This window comes from Pseudomonas sp. SJZ079 (genome assembly GCF_007993865.1).
Taxonomy (GTDB): Bacteria; Pseudomonadota; Gammaproteobacteria; order Pseudomonadales; family Pseudomonadaceae; genus Aquipseudomonas.
In genome coordinates this window covers 52,805-68,318 of record NZ_VIUH01000018.1, presented here as the reverse complement: position 1 = coordinate 68,318, position 15,514 = coordinate 52,805, and the positions used below count along the sequence as shown (strand labels likewise).

The 15,514-nt window shown below is 62.2% G+C and carries 14 protein-coding genes; 3 read left to right on the top strand and 11 right to left on the bottom strand.

What is annotated here, in order from left to right:
- Positions 1 to 66: 66 nt before the first annotated feature.
- Both FBY03_RS16205 and FBY03_RS16200 read right to left on the bottom strand, forming a co-directional pair.
- Positions 67 to 1,335: a HAMP domain-containing sensor histidine kinase gene (locus tag FBY03_RS16205; protein ID WP_147173396.1), complete on the bottom strand. Its 1,269-nt coding sequence runs from the start codon at positions 1,333 to 1,335 to the stop codon at positions 67 to 69.
- On the bottom strand, positions 1,325 to 2,008 hold the full coding sequence (locus FBY03_RS16200; protein WP_147173395.1) for a response regulator transcription factor: 684 nt from the start codon (positions 2,006 to 2,008) through the stop codon (positions 1,325 to 1,327). Before FBY03_RS16200 ends, FBY03_RS16205 begins: the two co-directional genes overlap by 11 nt.
- Positions 2,009 to 2,130: 122 nt before the next feature.
- Between FBY03_RS16200 and FBY03_RS16195 the strand changes: the two genes are divergently transcribed.
- A complete protein-coding gene (locus tag FBY03_RS16195) occupies positions 2,131 to 2,406 on the top strand; it encodes a hypothetical protein (RefSeq protein WP_147173394.1) in 276 nt (91 codons plus the stop codon).
- Positions 2,407 to 2,504: 98 nt separating this feature from the next.
- Complete coding sequence (locus FBY03_RS16190; protein ID WP_147173393.1) at positions 2,505 to 3,254, top strand: phosphatase PAP2 family protein; 750 nt, start codon at positions 2,505 to 2,507, stop codon at positions 3,252 to 3,254.
- A gap of 39 nt (positions 3,255 to 3,293) precedes the next feature.
- Here the strand turns inward: FBY03_RS16190 and FBY03_RS16185 are convergent, their stop codons facing one another.
- The 6 genes from FBY03_RS16185 to FBY03_RS16160 all read right to left on the bottom strand — a co-directional run bounded on the left by FBY03_RS16185 (position 3,294) and on the right by FBY03_RS16160 (position 11,366).
- Positions 3,294 to 4,412, bottom strand: a complete 1,119-nt coding sequence (locus FBY03_RS16185) for an HPP family protein (protein WP_218570789.1) — start codon at positions 4,410 to 4,412, stop codon at positions 3,294 to 3,296.
- 82 nt (positions 4,413 to 4,494) lie between these two features.
- Complete coding sequence (locus FBY03_RS16180) at positions 4,495 to 5,436, bottom strand: Nudix family hydrolase (RefSeq protein ID WP_147173392.1); 942 nt, start codon at positions 5,434 to 5,436, stop codon at positions 4,495 to 4,497.
- Positions 5,433 to 6,065, bottom strand: a complete 633-nt coding sequence (locus tag FBY03_RS16175) for a glutathione S-transferase family protein (RefSeq protein WP_147173391.1) — start codon at positions 6,063 to 6,065, stop codon at positions 5,433 to 5,435. Before FBY03_RS16175 ends, FBY03_RS16180 begins: the two co-directional genes overlap by 4 nt.
- Before the next feature lie 136 nt (positions 6,066 to 6,201).
- Positions 6,202 to 7,419, bottom strand: a complete 1,218-nt coding sequence (gene argJ, locus FBY03_RS16170) for a bifunctional glutamate N-acetyltransferase/amino-acid acetyltransferase ArgJ (protein ID WP_147173390.1) — start codon at positions 7,417 to 7,419, stop codon at positions 6,202 to 6,204.
- 165 nt (positions 7,420 to 7,584) lie between these two features.
- A complete protein-coding gene (secA, locus tag FBY03_RS16165) occupies positions 7,585 to 10,320 on the bottom strand; it encodes a preprotein translocase subunit SecA (protein ID WP_147173389.1) in 2,736 nt (911 codons plus the stop codon).
- Positions 10,321 to 10,439: 119 nt separating this feature from the next.
- Positions 10,440 to 11,366, bottom strand: a complete 927-nt coding sequence (locus FBY03_RS16160; RefSeq protein WP_147173388.1) for a M23 family metallopeptidase — start codon at positions 11,364 to 11,366, stop codon at positions 10,440 to 10,442.
- 81 nt (positions 11,367 to 11,447) lie between these two features.
- On the opposite strand from FBY03_RS16160, the gene FBY03_RS16155 reads away from it, so the two are divergent.
- A complete protein-coding gene (locus tag FBY03_RS16155; RefSeq protein WP_147173387.1) occupies positions 11,448 to 11,903 on the top strand; it encodes a DciA family protein in 456 nt (151 codons plus the stop codon).
- 93 nt (positions 11,904 to 11,996) lie between these two features.
- Here FBY03_RS16155 and lpxC read toward each other — a convergent pair whose 3' ends face one another.
- The 3 genes from lpxC to ftsA form a co-directional block, all read right to left on the bottom strand.
- On the bottom strand, positions 11,997 to 12,908 hold the full coding sequence (lpxC, locus tag FBY03_RS16150; RefSeq protein ID WP_147173386.1) for a UDP-3-O-acyl-N-acetylglucosamine deacetylase: 912 nt from the start codon (positions 12,906 to 12,908) through the stop codon (positions 11,997 to 11,999).
- 111 nt (positions 12,909 to 13,019) lie between these two features.
- Positions 13,020 to 14,213: a cell division protein FtsZ gene (ftsZ, locus tag FBY03_RS16145; protein WP_147173385.1), complete on the bottom strand. Its 1,194-nt coding sequence runs from the start codon at positions 14,211 to 14,213 to the stop codon at positions 13,020 to 13,022.
- A 53-nt stretch (positions 14,214 to 14,266) separates the two neighbouring features.
- On the bottom strand, positions 14,267 to 15,514 hold the full coding sequence (ftsA, locus tag FBY03_RS16140) for a cell division protein FtsA (protein WP_147173384.1): 1,248 nt from the start codon (positions 15,512 to 15,514) through the stop codon (positions 14,267 to 14,269).

Sequence of the window (15,514 nt, the reverse complement as noted above, 5' to 3'; positions counted from 1 at the left end):
CATGGTCGTCAGGCTATCGTCGCGCCCATAAAGCCACTGTCAAAAGCATGTGAAAAATACGTGAACTCAGCCCTGCAAACTGACCTCGAAGCGACTGCCCTGCGGTGGCAGGTCACTGACCCGCACCGCCCACCCCTGATGGGTGCAGATCCGCTTGACCAGGGACAGGCCTAAGCCCAACCCCTCACCACGCTCCTCGGCGCCCCGGACGAAGGGCTGAAACATCTGTTCGTGCTGATCCAGGGGAATACCGACACCACTGTCTTCCACACGAAAGCCACCGGTCTCGAGAATCAGCCGTACGCCCCCCTGCTCGGTGTAATGCAGGGCATTACGCAGCAAGTTGGACATGACCGTGCGCAAAAACGTGAGGTTGTACTGCGCACTATCGGCGCCCTGCTCGATCAGCTGGAACTGCAGGCCTTTCTCCTCGATCAGCGGCGCCCAGCGCCTGCTCTGCTCGTCCGCCACCTCGGCCAGAGAGGCGCTGCCGCCCTGCCTCGACTCTTCCGGCTTGGCGCGGGCCAGCATCAGAAAGGTCTGCACCAGCTCACTCATTTCTTCCGCCGCACGCCTGATGCGTTGCACCTGCTCGCGCGGCCGTGGCCCAAGGCCCTGTGCTTCGGCCAGCAGCTCGCAGGAGCTGGCGATGATCATCAGCGGGGTACGCAGCTCGTGACTGACGTCACTGGTGAACAGCCGCTCACGCTCCAGGGTTTGCCGTAGCTGGCCCAGCGTACCGTCGAAGGCGCCCGCCAGGTGGCCGACTTCATCATCCGGATAATCCGGCGCCAGGGCCGGCGCCAGGGCATGCAGCTGATCGCGATGACGCACCTGACTGGCCAGGCGGATCACCGGCGCCATCACTCGCCGTGCCAGCAACCAGCCGAGCCCCCAGGCAGCCACCACACTCAGTAAAAAGCCGGCCAGTACGACATCGAACAGCACCCGCTCACGCGCCTCGAATTCATGCTGCTCTTGCACCAGCATAAACACCTGGCCGTTCTCAGTGCGCTTGAAGGCGTAGAACGCCTGATCGCCCTCGACCACCTCGGAAAACCCGTTTCTGACTTGGGCAAACTGCTGCGGCACCGCATACTCGGCCAGCTGCGAGGCGAAGAACCGGGTGCTGGAGTCCACCCTGGGACGCTGGCCGCGCTGCAGGTCCTCATGGATCACGTTGCTCAGCTCGCGATCCAACTCCTGGGAGACCAGGTGTTCCTCAACGAAATGCACGCTGGCAACGATACTCAAGGAGAGTACCCCGCTGACGGCCAGGGTCATCAGCACGAAGGCGATGACGATGCGCCAGCGTAGCGGCTGCTTAAAGTCCATCGACGGACTCCGCCAGGCGATAGCCGATACCGTGCACGGTATGCAGCAGCGGCTTGGCGAACGGTTTGTCCAGCACCTGGCGCAGTTGGTGGATGTGGCTGCGCAAGCTATCGCTGTCCGGGCAATCGTCGCCCCACAAGGCCTCTTCCAGTGCTTCACGGCGGATTACCGCGGGGCTTTTCTGCATCAACACCGCGAGCAGTTTGAGCCCCAGCGGATTGAGCTTGAGCGCTTGGCCCGCGCGGCTGACATGCAGGGTATCGAGGTCGTAAAGCAGCTCGCCGACCTGCAGCTGGCGCTTACGACTGCCCAGGCTGCGCCGCAGGACAGCCTCGATGCGCGCCACCAGCTCGGACAGCGCGAATGGCTTGAGCAAGTAATCGTCGGCCCCGGCGTTCAATCCTTGCAGACGATCATCCAGCGCGTCGCGGGCGGTCAACATGATGATCGGCGTATCGCGTCGAGCATCCTCGCGCAGACGTTTGCACAACTGATAACCGTCCATGCCCGGCAGCATGATATCCAGCACTATCAGGTCGTAATGTTCGGTCGCTGCCAGGTGCAGACCGCTCAACCCATCCTGCGCACAGTCGACGCTGTAGCCCTTCAGAGACAGGTAGTCGAGGACATTGGCGAGAATGTCCCGGTTGTCTTCCACCACAAGAATACGCATGTTCGGCTACCCCTTCAGACCACGGCTGGTTGCAACTTTGACGTTTTTTTCACGCTGTTTTTACGTACGGCTCACGCCCACACCAACAGACTGCGGCGCACTCACCCGAGCTGGATCATACGATGTCGCCGCTCCACTTTGCTCAGCTTCGCTACCTTTCACTGTTTTTTCCAGCCTGGCTGGCAGTGTTCTGCATGACTCACGCGGGCGTGCTGCTCGCGTACCTGGCGACTGTCCGCGCCAATGGCAGCGAGCCTATCCCGGCTGATGCCATTGGCCTGTGGCAGGACCCGGGCTTTCCCCTCTACGCCGCGTCGCCGCTGGCCCTGCACCTGCTGCTCGGCCCGCGCAAGGCCACGCGACGCCACGATAATGCGCTCGCTATCAGCCACGCGTAGAGCGTGCCGGCGAGCGATCTGCTGACCACCGCCGCTTTCGAGCAATCCTAGTCATCTTGCGCCCTGTCCGCGCGGGGCTTAGCCAAAGGAACAGCACCATGCACACCGAATCACCAGCCGCCTCGCGGCCGTTCAACTTCTATTTGGGCTTCGGCATTCCGCTTGGCGTGATGCTATTGCTCCTGCTGGCAGACCCGACGACCCTGGATTTCACCATCGCCAACTGGGCCTACGACCAGCAGAGCGGCTTTATCGGCCGGCACAGTGCGTTTCTCGAAGACATCCTGCATGACCGCGCCAAACAGGCGGTGATCGTCATTGGCGTACTGGCCATAGTCGGGTTCGTACTGAGCCTGCTGAGCAAGAAGCTCCAGCACTGGCGCCGCCCCTTCGGCTACCTGGTGCTGGCGATGGGCCTGACCACCAGTATCGTCACGCCCCTGAAGGCCCTCACCGGGGTGCACTGCCCATGGAGCCTGAGCCAGTTTGGCGGCGAGGAGACTTACACGCCGCTGCTCAGCGCGCGTGCGCCTACCGCCGAGCCAGGACGTTGCTGGCCGGGCGGCCATGCCGCCGCAGGCTTCGCGCTGTTCGCGCTGTTCTTCGTGCTGCGTGATCGGCGCCCGCGCACCGCCAAGGCCGCGCTCTGGTTTGCCCTGGCGTTAGGCACCACCTTTTCGGTTGGACGGATGCTGCAAGGCGCGCACTTTTTCTCCCACAACCTGTGGACCGCACTATTTTGCTGGGTGATCTCGCTGGGTGCCTATCGACTGGTGCTCTATCGCGCCGCGCAAAGCGACCATGACACTGTCGCCGCGCTATCCGCGAGCGAGGGTGCGGCAGGCTAAGCCAAGCAAGCAACCGCGCGACTAAACGGATCAAACGGATCAAACAGCCTGCGCGGCGACTCTACCCGGGTGGGTTTCCAGGGACACCCGAAACAGTGCAGCCACCAGGTCGGTCTGGGTGACGATGCCCAACAGCACGCCATGCTCATCCAGTACCGGCACTTTATGCACGCTGCCATCGGACAACAGCTGTATCAGGTAGGTAATGGGCCAGTCCGGCCGACAGCTCGGCACCTTGCGCTGCATCAGTTGCCCGACCTGTACCTGCTCGGCCTCGGGCCCAAGCTGCATCGCGTCATGCAGATAGAGCATGCCGTGCAGCGTGCGCTGCGGATCGACCACCGGCATGGCACTCAGCCGGTGTCCATGCATCTGCTTCAGGGCCGCGCCGACAGTGGCGTCCGGGGCCAGGCTCAGCACGTCCTTGGACATGATGTCGACACAGCGCGTCTCGCCGAAACGCCGTCGATAGGCCCGCTCCTCGGTTTGCCGCAAAATCTCTTCCAGGTCGCCACGGGCGATATCCAGCAGTTCGCCGCGCGCATTGAGCACCGCATCCAGGTCCTCGGGGGTAAAGCCCAGGCGGTCACGCGGGATCGGGTCGGCGGTCTTATGCACGTTGCCATGTTCAACCGGACGGTGCGGGTAGCGGCGTCTGAGTGCGTTATTGAACAGCAGGGCTATCAGCAACAAGCCCAGGACATTCAGGGCGACCGGGTACAGCACGAAGTGATAACCGAGCCGCGTCACTTCCTCGCCGCCCAATACGGCGGTCAAGGCGATGGCCCCACCCGGTGGATGCAGGCAACGCAGGGCAAACATCGCGGCAATCGCTACAGCACCGGCGACGGCAGCCGCCAGCCCGGAATGCCCCAGCCACTTGGCGCAGCTCACTCCCACCAAGGCGGCGAGCAAACTGCCTCCGACCACCGACCAGGGCTGTGCCAGCGGACTGGAAGGCACGGCAAACAGCAAGACAGCGGACGCGCCCATCGGCGCGACCAGCCAGAGGCTGGCACCGCCCATGGCCTGGCGACAAAACCAGCCGGTGAACAACAAACCGAGCAAGGCCCCGACACAACTCAAGCCCTGCTCGCCTCGACTGATGGTCATCGGGGCCGGCCAGAAACCCTGCAACCAGCCCTTAAAACTATTCACCGCTCACGCCCGCCTGTCTTTGCACCGTTTCAGGGCGTGCAATATACCTTCCCCAGGCTCATCACGGTCAAGTCACGACTGATTAGTCCGGCCAGAACGCGCGAATCCCCGCCACCCCCTGCGCCCCGATCTGCCACGCCCGCTCAAGCTCGGTCGGGCCCACGCCGCCGAGCAGATACGCCGGTTGCTTGAAGCCCTGCAACAATTCGCTCGCACGGGTCCAGCCGAGTGGTTGTGCCTGCGGGTGAGTGGGCGTCGCTTGCAGCGGCGACAGGGTGACGAAATCCACCCCCAACTGCGCCGCCAGCGCCAGTTCTTCAGCCGAGTGACAAGACGCCGCCAGCCAGCGCTCGGCCGCTAACGGCCGTCCGCTATCTGCCAGTTCGCGCAGCTGTTGGGCCGTCAGGTGCCAGCCAGCGGCGGGAAAGTCGCTCAACCATTCCAGCGGCCCCTTGAGCATCAGCTGCGCACGTCCAGCGCACAGCCCCACGGCATCCAGCGCCAGGTCACGGTACTGCGGGTCGAACATCGCCGGGGCGCGCAATTGCAGCAGAGCGATGCCGCTGTCCAGCGCACGCTGGATACCGCGCAATAATTCTGCTGGCCCCAGTCCATCCGGGGTGATCAGGTAGCGCTCGGGCAAGCGCGCGGCGGCAACGATGGGGCGATTGGCGGCCGGAAACTCATAGTCGCCCAACTGCCGCGGATTGACCCAGGCCAGCGGTTGCCCTTCTGCGCCATGCGCTTGGCCAGCGAACGCCGAGACCTCCCAGACGTCCAGCAGCACCTGCTTGTCCGGGTAGTCGTGACGCACCTGGATCAACGGCCGCGCCGCTGTCGGATGAATGCCCAGCTCTTCCTGCAGCTCCCGAGCCAGGGCCGCCTCAATCGCCTCGCCGTTTTCCACCTTGCCGCCGGGAAACTCCCAGAGGCCGCCCTGATGGCTAGCATCCGCCCGCTTGGCGATCAGGATGCGTCCGTCCGCGCCACGAATCACCGCCGCAGCCACATGCACGCGTTTCACCCTAGCTGCTCCTTGAGAGCTGCCTGATACCAACGCTGAAACGCCGGCCACTGATAGACGGTGGCCACATAGGCCGCCGCGACCTCGGGCAAATCGACCTGGTAACTGCGCAACCGCGCAGCCGCCGGCGCAAAATAGGCGTCCGCCAGGCTGGCATGGCCGAACAGAAACGGGCCGTCCTGGCCGAAGCGCTCACGGCATTCGGCCCACAGCGCGCAGACTCGCCGAATGTCGGCCAGGGCGTCGTCCGGCACCTCGGCCAGCGCCTGATCGCGCTTGAGGTCCATCGGCAGGTGCGTACGCAACGCAACGAAGCCGCTGTGCATTTCCGCACACACGCTACGGGCCAGCGCGCGGGCGTACTGACCGCGTGGCCAGAGGTGGGCCTCGGGGAAGCGCTCGGCGAGGTATTCACCGATCGCCAGGGAGTCCCACACCGGCCCCTCCTCGGTTTTCAGCAACGGTACCTTGCCGGTCGGTGAGTGCTCACGGATACGCGCCTGGGTATCCGCGCGATCGAGCGCAATCAGCTGTTCCGTATAAGGCGCGCCGCTCAGCTCCAAGGCCAAGGCCGCGCGCAGCGACCAGGAGGAATAGCGCTTGTTGCCGATGATCAGATTCAGGGACATGGGGTCGCTCCGTGCGTTAACCAGTGAGGACAGCTCAGTCGACGGTAAAAGGCGGCCCTGCGAATAGCAAATTCCCGTTGTTCATGGGCCCATGAGCAACGGGAATAGCGACAGCGTTACAACGCATACACCCCGATCAGGTGCGGTACTCGGCGTTGATCTTCACATACTCGTGGGACAGGTCGGTGGTCCAGATGGTTTCGCTGCAGCTGCCGCGGCCCAACTCGATGCGGATGGTGATTTCCGCTTCGGCCATCACCGCCGAACCCTGCGCCTCGGTATAGCTGGCCGCGCGGCAGCCGCGACTGGCGATGCACACCTCGCCGAGGAACACATCGATCTTGCTCACGTCCAGTTGCGCCACCCCGGCACGCCCGACCGCCGCGAGAATCCGTCCCCAGTTCGGGTCGGAGGCGAACAGCGCGGTCTTGATCAGCGGCGAATGAGCCACGGCATAACCGACGTCCAGGCACTCCTGGTGAGTCGCCCCGCCATTGACCTGCACGGTGACGAACTTGGTCGCGCCCTCGCCGTCGCGCACGATGGCCTGGGCCACTTCCATGCACACCTCGAACACCGCCTGCTTGAGCGCGGCAAACAACGCCCCGCTGGCCTGGGTGATTTCCGGCAACGCCGCCTTACCGGTGGCGATCAGCATGCAGCAGTCGTTGGTCGAGGTGTCGCCGTCGATGGTGATGCGGTTGAACGACTTGTTCGCCGCATCGCGCAGCAGATCGCGCAGCACGCCTTGAGCGACCTTGGCGTCGGTGGCGATATAGCCGAGCATGGTCGCCATGTTCGGCTTGATCATCCCCGCGCCCTTGCTGATGCCGGTGACGGTCACCGTGACGCCGTCATGCACGAACTGACGGCTGGCGCCCTTGGGCAAGGTGTCGGTGGTCATGATGCCCACGGCGGCCTCGGCCCAATGCTTCTCCGACAAATCGTCCAGCGCGGCCTGCAACGCGCCCTCGATCTTCTCCACCGGTAACGGCTCACCGATTACCCCAGTGGAAAACGGCAACACCGTGCTTTCCTCGACACCCGCCAACTGGGCCAGCGCCGCGCAGGTGCGGGAAGCATCCTGCAGGCCAGGCTCGCCGGTGCCGGCATTGGCATTGCCGGTGTTGGTCAACAGGTAGCGCACGGGGCCCTGCACGCGCTTCTTGGCCAGAATCACCGGGGCCGCGCAGAAGGCATTGAGGGTGAACACGCCGGCGACACTGGAGCCCTCGGCGCAGCGCATCACCACCACATCCTTGCGCCCTGGGCGCTTGATGCCGGCCGAAGCGATGCCCAGTTCAAAACCTGGAACCGGGTGCAGGGTAGACAGCGGGCCAAGACCAACAGCCATAAGAAACGCTCCTTGAAGTAATAAAACGTCGTATCGCCTGGTGTGTGCACTCGATGGCAAAACCGATGGTAAAACGCCGCGAGCGGTTAAACCGTTCGCGGCGTCATCCCGGCAGGGTCAAGCATAGCCAAACCCCATGCCCGTACTACTGTACGGCTCGCCCGATCAGCTGATCTGACCGTGGCAGTGCTTGTACTTCTTGCCGGAACCACAGGGGCAAGGCTCGTTGCGCCCCGTCTTCTGCTCGCTACGCACCGGCGCCGCGGCGACCGCCACATCACCCTCTTCGGCGGTGTCGGCAGGCCGATCCAGCGCCGAGGCCTCGGCATGCTGGAACTGCATGCGCTGCGCCATCGCTTCGGCTTCCTGGCGCAGACGCGCCTCTTCCTCAATCGGGTCTTCGCGGCGTACCTGGACGTGGCACAGCACGCGGATGGTGTCACGCTTGATCGAGTTGAGCAGCTCCTGGAACAGGGTGAAGGACTCGCGCTTGTATTCCTGCTTGGGATTCTTCTGCGCATAACCACGCAGGTGAATGCCGTGGCGCAGGTGATCCATGGTCGACAGGTGGTCCTTCCACAGGTCGTCGAGCACGCGCAGCAGAATCTGCTTCTCGAAGGTGCGCAAGGCTTCGGCGCTGGCCAGCTCTTCCTTCTCGTTGTAGGCCGCGATCAGCTCTTGCAGAATCCGCTCGCGCAAGGTTTCTTCATAAAGCTTGTGGTCATCGTCGAGCCACTGCTGGATCGGCAACTTCAGGCTGAAGCTGCTGAACAGCGCGGCTTCCAGACCGGCAATATCCCACTGTTCGGGCAGCGACTGCGGCGCGATGTGTTCATTGATGGTGCCGTCCAGCACCTCCTGACGGAAGTCGACGATGGTCTCGCCAATATCGTCGGCCGCCAGCAGGGTATTGCGCATGTGATAGATCACCTTGCGCTGTTCGTTGGACACGTCATCGAATTCGAGCAGTTGCTTACGCATGTCGAAGTTACGCCCTTCGACCTTACGCTGGGCCTTCTCGATGGCGTTGGTCACCATGCGGTGCTCGATCGCTTCGCCCGCTTGCATGCCCAGGGCCTTCATGAAGTTCTTCACCCGATCGGAGGCGAAGATGCGCATCAGGCTGTCTTCCAGCGACAGGTAGAAGCGGCTGGAGCCCGGGTCGCCCTGACGACCGGAGCGGCCGCGCAGCTGGTTATCGATACGCCGCGACTCATGCCGTTCGGAGGCAATCACGTGCAGGCCGCCGGCTTCGATTACCTGCTGGTGACGTTTCTGCCAGTCGGCCTTGACCTGAGCCACCTGTTCGTCGGTTGGACTTTCCAACGCCGCCACTTCGACTTCCCAGTTACCACCCAGGAGGATGTCGGTACCGCGACCGGCCATGTTGGTGGCGATGGTCAGCGCGCCAGGGCGGCCGGCTTGGGCAATGATCTCGGCTTCTTTTTCATGGAACTTGGCGTTGAGCACCTTGTGCTCGATGCCTTCTTTTTCCAACAGCCGCGAAACGTATTCGGAGGTTTCGATGGTCGCCGTACCGACCAGAATCGGCCGACCTTGGGCCTGGCATTCCTTGATATCGGTGATGATCGCGGCGTACTTCTCTTCCTGGGTCAGGTAGACCAGGTCGTTGAAATCCTTACGCGCCAACGGCCGGTTGGTCGGGATGACCATCACCGCCAGACCGTAGATCTGATGGAACTCGAAGGCCTCGGTGTCGGCGGTGCCGGTCATGCCGGACAGCTTGTTATACAGGCGGAAGTAGTTCTGGAAGGTGGTCGAGGCCAGCGTCTGACTCTCGGCCTGAATACTCAGACCTTCTTTGGCTTCGATCGCCTGGTGCAGGCCTTCCGAAAGACGCCGCCCCGGCATGGTCCGACCGGTGTGCTCGTCGACCAGGATGACCTGATCGTTCTGCACGATGTATTCGACGTTGCGCTGGAACAGCTTGTGCGCACGCAGGGCGGAATACACATGGGTCAGCAGTCCCAGGTTGTGCGCGGAGTACAGGCTCTCGCCCTCGGCCAGCAAACCCACCTGAGTCAGCAGCTCTTCGACGAACTGGTGGCCCGCCTCATTCAGCTCGACCTGACGGGTCTTCTCATCGACCGAGTAATGGCCTTCCTGAGTGACCACGCCTTCCTCTTCCTCGATGTGCTGCTTGAGGCGAGGGATCAGCTTGTTGATCTCGATATACAGCTTGGAGCTGTCCTCGGCCTGACCGGAGATGATCAGCGGCGTGCGCGCCTCATCGATGAGGATCGAGTCGACTTCGTCGATCACCGCGAAGTTCAGCTCGCGCTGGAACTTGTCCTCCAGGCTGAAGGCCATGTTGTCGCGCAGGTAATCGAAGCCGAATTCGTTGTTGGTGCCGTAGGTGATGTCGGCGGCATAGGCCGCGCGCTTCTCTTCCGGCGGCATGAAGGGCGTGACGATACCGACCGACAGACCGAGAAACTCATACAGCGGACGCATCCAGTTGGCGTCGCGACGGGCCAGGTAGTCGTTGACCGTGACCACATGCACGCCCTTGCCGGACAACGCATTGAGGTACACCGCCAGAGTCGCCACCAGGGTTTTACCTTCACCGGTACGCATCTCGGCGATCATGCCTTCATGCAAGGTGATGCCACCGATCAGCTGGACGTCGAAGTGACGCATGCCGAGTACGCGCTTGCCCGCTTCACGGGCCACGGCAAAGGCTTCCGACAGCAGCGCGTCGAGGGTTTCTCCTTTGCCCAGGCGGGCCTTGAATTCGTCAGTTTTGGCGCGCAGTTGCTCATCCGAGAGCGCAAGCATCTGCTCCTCGAAGGCATTGACGGCCTGAACCGCCTTGAGCATGCGCTTGACCTCACGCTCGTTCTTGCTTCCAAAGAGTTTTTTCAACAAAGGCGCAAACATATCGACAGGATCTTCCCACGCGTATGGATGGAGGGCGGCCCCGTGAGTCGCCCATGCAGCCCTCATGGCTGCGTGCGAAGGGGGCATTCTACCCGGAAACGAGGATGAAGAAAGCGGCGTTATTCGACGCCGCTGACGCGCGCGATGTAGCTGGCGGGATTGACCACACGACCATTCAAGGTAACTTCGAAGTGCACGTGGTAACCGGTAGAGCGCCCGGTACTGCCCACCTTGGCGATGGTTTGGCCGCGCTGCACCAGGTCGCCGACCTGCACTAGATTGCGCTGGTTATGCGCATACAGCGTGACATAGCCGTCCGCATGACTGACCTCCACCGTATTACCGTAGCCGGAACGACGCCCCGAAGCGGTCACCACACCGGCAGCCACAGCCACCACAGGGCTGCCGGCCTTGGCGGCGAAATCCACGCCTTTGTGCATACTCAAACGACCACGCAAAGGATCGGTACGCCGGCCGAAAGGAGAGGAGATATAACCCTGTAAGACCGGGCGCCCCGCCAAATACTCGGCTTCGTTGAGGCGGCGTTCGGCCAGCAGGTCTTCCAGCACTTCGAGCTGCTGCTCACGGCTGTCTACCCGCAACGCCAACTCATCCAGACTGCTGAGAAACGATGGCGGCGCATAGGCGGCGGCATCGAGCGGCTCTTCCAGGCCGCCCTGCCCCACACTCAAGGAAAAATCGAATTCACTGGAATCCAGCTCGGCCAGCTCGGTCAGCCGCTCGCCCAGTGCATCCAGACGCGTCAGGCGCGCCTGCAACTCGGCAACATGCACGGCGAAGGCATCCAGTTGACGCTGCGCATCGTTGCGTGCCGCGCCGACCTCTGCACGCTGCTGATCCAGCGCCTGGGTCAGTTGCGCATTGTCCTGTTCGCTGAGCGATGGCGGCGCCCACCAGGCACCAAACGCCGCCCCCGTCGCCAGCATCGCGCCGATCAGCACGACCAGCACCAGCAACAGCCAACGTAAATCCAGGCTGAGTGAACGTGCGGCGCCGTGACGCCGACTGAGTAAAATGATGTGCATGGCTTCCCCTTTACGGTGGAGCCCAAGTTGGCAGCAGGGTTTCTGCTACCATGGCGGCTCCACAATTTCAGGCGTCCTGCCATGACGTTTCGTCCCTTGCCGGCCCGAGCACCCGCCGCGCTGCTGCGCGAAGCGAAGCCCTTGAAAGCGTTATTCAATCAGGCGCAACGCCTCGATCACCTGCAACGCTTGCTGGAAAGCCAGCTGCAACCTGCGGCCCGCGAACACTGCCATGTCGCGTCCTGGCGTGAGGGCTGCCTGCTTCTTATCGTGACCGATGGCCACTGGGCCACCCGTCTACGTTATCAACAGCGGCGCCTGCTCAGACAGCTGCAAGCACTCGAAGAGTTCGCGACCTTAGCGAAAATCCTCTTCAAGGTGCAACCGCCGACCGCCGAAAGGCGTGCAGTCGGTCGCACTATGCACTTGTCCAGTAGCGCTGCCGAGAACATCCAGGCCACTGCCGACGGGGTCCGCGACCCTAAATTACGTGCCGCCCTGGAGCGTCTGGCCAAACACGGCAAACCCAGCGAATAACCTGACCCGGGTCTTCCGTGCGGTCAAAGCCAGTCTCCAAAAAAAAGAGGCCACCCCAGGGTGGCCTCGAATCAGAAAGGAAGAGAGTCTTGCTTACACGGCCGCAACCGGGCGCATATATGAAATGGGGGCAGTCTTGGCATCGTCGAAGGTGACCATTTCCCAAGCATCCGGCTGCTCGATCAAGGTGCGCAGCAGAAGGTTGTTCAATGCATGCCCTGACTTGAAGCCACGGAACTCACCAATCAGGCTGTTACCGAGCAGGTAGAGATCGCCGATGGCATCGAGAATCTTGTGTTTGACGAACTCGTCCTCGTAACGCAGGCCGTCTTCGTTCAATACACGGTACTCATCCACCACGATGGCGTTGTCCACGCTGCCGCCGAGCGCCAGGTTCTGCGAACGGAGGAACTCGATGTCACGCATGAAACCGAAGGTACGCGCCCGGCTGACCTCCTTGACAAAAGAGGTGCTGGAAAAATCCACGCTGGCCGACTGGGTACGATTGCGGAAAACCGGGTGATCGAAATCGATCTCGAAGCTCACCTTGAACCCCTCGAAAGGCACGAAGGTGGCGCGCTTGTCGCCCTCTTCAACCGTGACTTCGCGGATGATGCGGATGAACTTCTTATGGGCTTCCTGCTCTTGCAAACCAGCAGATTGAATCAGGAATACAAAAGGACCGGCACTGCCATCCATGATCGGTACTTCGGATGCGGAGAGTTCGACGTAGGCGTTATCGATGCCCAGGCCAGCCATGGCCGAAAGCAGGTGCTCTACCGTATCCACCTTGACGTCACCATTGACCAAAGTGGTCGACATGGTGGTTTCACCGACATTGCACGCCCGCGCGGGAATTTCCACCACGGGATCAAGGTCGGTACGACGGAACACGATACCGGTGTCCACAGGTGCCGGCTTCAGGGTCAGGTATACCTTCTCCCCGGAATGCAGGCCGACGCCAGTGGCGCGGATAATGTTCTTCAGGGTGCGTTGTCTGATCATGGCTTGGCCGCTATAGCGCTAGTTGCGAATTGTTTTCAACAATGGCCGGCGATAATAGCAGAACCGGCCCTTGCTGAACACCAATCGATTCCATGCTCCTGATACACTCCATCAATCGGCTTGACGACGCAAGAACGCTGGGATGTCCAGGTAGTCCAGGTCATCGTGCGCGTTCAGTTTGGCCGCAGTAGCTGCACCGGAGTGGCTCTGGCGCTGGACCGTGGGCCGTTCGTAGTCCTTGTAGTTGACACTCTGCTCGCTGCGCGCAGGGGCTGCTGGAGCAGCCGAGGCCGACGAAGCAGCCGTGACCTGCATGGTGTTATCGACCACTTTGACCGGCTTTTCAATGCGCGCGCCCAGACCAGTGGCAACCACGGTCACGTGCAACTCTTCACGCATATCCGGATCGATCACGGTTCCCACTTTGACCGTGGCGTGCTCGGAGGCGAACTGCTCGATGATGCTACCCACGTCGGAGTATTCACCCAGGGACAGGTCAGGACCGGCGGTGATGTTCACCAGGATGCCGCGCGCGCCTTGCAGGTTGACGTCTTCCAGCAACGGGTTGCGAATTGCCGCTTCGGTGGCTTCACGGGCGCGATTCGGACCGCTGGCGCAGCCGGTACCCATCATCGCCATACCCATTTCGCTCATCACGGTTTTCACGTCGGCGAAGTCGACGTTGATCATCCCTGGACGCTTGATGATGTCGGAGATACCGCGGACGGCACCGGCCAGCACATCGTCGGCCTTGGCGAAAGCCGACAGCAAGCTGGCGTCTTTACCGAGGATGGTCAGCAGTTTTTCGTTAGGGATAGTGATCAACGAATCGACGCTTTCCGACAGCGCACGAATGCCCTCGTCGGCGATTTGCATGCGCTTACGACCTTCGAACGGGAACGGACGGGTCACCACCGCAACGGTGAGAATACCCATTTCCTTGGCCACCTGGGCGATCACCGGCGCGGCACCGGTACCGGTCCCCCCACCCATGCCCGTGGTGATGAAGACCATATCGCAGCCCTGCAATACTTCGGCGATACGCTCGCGGTCCTCCATGGCGGCCTGACGACCGACTTCCGGGTTGGCACCGGCACCCAGCCCCTTGGTCACACCAGGGCCGAGTTGCAGCACGGTGCGCGCACCGATGTTTTTCAGTGCCTGCGCATCGGTGTTGGCGCAGATGAACTCGACGCCTTCGATGTTGCTGGAAGCCATGTGATTGACGGCGTTACCGCCGCCACCACCGACACCTATGACCTTGATAACCGCACTAAGCGGAGCGCTGTCTACGAGTTCGAACATTTTCCCTCTCCTTCCTTTCTAGTTGTAACGCCTACTGCACACGCCGTTTAACATCAGAAATTGCCCTGTACCCAGCGTTTCAGGCGCTCGAATACCGGTGTAATGGGTTCATCGTTGTAACTGCCGATGCCAGACATGGAGACGCCGTCGGCCTGCTTTTGCAGCCCGTACAGCAACAGGCCCACGCCTGTGGAATAGATAGGGTTGCGCACCACATCGGCCAGCCCCTTGACGCTGTGGGGGAAACCGAGACGCACTGGCATGTGAAAGATTTCCTCTGCCAGTTCGACAGCGCCTTCCATCTTCGCGGTACCGCCGGTGAGCACGATCCCGGCCGGGATCAGGTCCTCATAGCCGCTGCGCCGCAGCTCAGCCTGAATCAGGGTGAACAGCTCGTCGTAGCGCGGCTCGACCACTTCGGCTAGCGATTGCCGGGACAGGTCACGCGGCGGACGGTCGCCGACGCTGGGCACCTTGATGGTCTCGCCGGCACCGGCCAGCTTGGCCAGGGCGCAGGCGTAGCGAATCTTGATCTCTTCGGCATACTGGGTCGGCGTTCGCAGCGCCATGGCAATGTCGTTGGTGACCTGATCGCCCGCAATCGGAATCACCGCGGTGTGGCGAATCGCCCCCTCGGTAAAGATGCAGATGTCGGTGGTGCCGCCGCCGATGTCGACCAGGCACACGCCCAGTTCTTTCTCATCTTCGGTGAGCACCGCGTAGGCCGACGCCAGCTGCTCGAGGATGATGTCGTCGATCTCCAGACCACAGCGACGCACGCACTTCTCGACGTTCTGCGCCGCGTTCACCGCGCAGGTCACCACATGCACTTTGGCTTCCAGACGCACGCCGGACATGCCCAGCGGCTCGCGCACGCCTTCCTGGTTATCAATCACGTAGTCCTGCGGCAGGGTGTGCAAGACCCGCTGATCCGCCGGAATAGCCACCGCCTGAGCGGCATCCAGTACGCGCTCCAGGTCGGCCGGACTGACTTCGCGGTCACGAATGGCGACGATACCGTGCGAGTTCAGGCTGCGGATGTGGTTGCCCGCCAAGCCGACAAAGGCCGAATGGATGCGGCAACCGGCCATCAACTGCGCCTCTTCCACGGCGCGCTGAATCGACTGCACGGTGGATTCGATATTCACCACCACGCCCTTCTTCAGGCCGCGTGACGGATGGGTGCCGATGCCGACGATTTCCAACTGACCATCGGCCGTCACCTCGCCCACCAGCGCCACCACCTTGGAGGTGCCAATGTCGAGACCGACGATCATCTTGCCGCTCTGCACGTTTGCCAT

Coding starts and splice junctions, on each gene's coding strand:
- FBY03_RS16205 (WP_147173396.1), bottom strand. CDS start 1,335: ATGGACTTTAAGCAGCCGCTACGCTGGCGCATCGTCATCGCCTTCGTG.
- FBY03_RS16200 (WP_147173395.1), bottom strand. CDS start 2,008: ATGCGTATTCTTGTGGTGGAAGACAACCGGGACATTCTCGCCAATGTC.
- FBY03_RS16195 (WP_147173394.1), top strand. CDS start 2,131: ATGTCGCCGCTCCACTTTGCTCAGCTTCGCTACCTTTCACTGTTTTTT.
- FBY03_RS16190 (WP_147173393.1), top strand. CDS start 2,505: ATGCACACCGAATCACCAGCCGCCTCGCGGCCGTTCAACTTCTATTTG.
- FBY03_RS16175 (WP_147173391.1), bottom strand. CDS start 6,065: ATGTCCCTGAATCTGATCATCGGCAACAAGCGCTATTCCTCCTGGTCG.
- argJ (WP_147173390.1), bottom strand. CDS start 7,419: ATGGCTGTTGGTCTTGGCCCGCTGTCTACCCTGCACCCGGTTCCAGGT.
- secA (WP_147173389.1), bottom strand. CDS start 10,320: ATGTTTGCGCCTTTGTTGAAAAAACTCTTTGGAAGCAAGAACGAGCGT.
- FBY03_RS16160 (WP_147173388.1), bottom strand. CDS start 11,366: ATGCACATCATTTTACTCAGTCGGCGTCACGGCGCCGCACGTTCACTC.
- FBY03_RS16155 (WP_147173387.1), top strand. CDS start 11,448: ATGACGTTTCGTCCCTTGCCGGCCCGAGCACCCGCCGCGCTGCTGCGC.
- lpxC (WP_147173386.1), bottom strand. CDS start 12,908: ATGATCAGACAACGCACCCTGAAGAACATTATCCGCGCCACTGGCGTC.
- ftsZ (WP_147173385.1), bottom strand. CDS start 14,213: ATGTTCGAACTCGTAGACAGCGCTCCGCTTAGTGCGGTTATCAAGGTC.
- ftsA (WP_147173384.1), bottom strand. CDS start 15,514: ATGGCAAACGTGCAGAGCGGCAAGATGATCGTCGGTCTCGACATTGGC.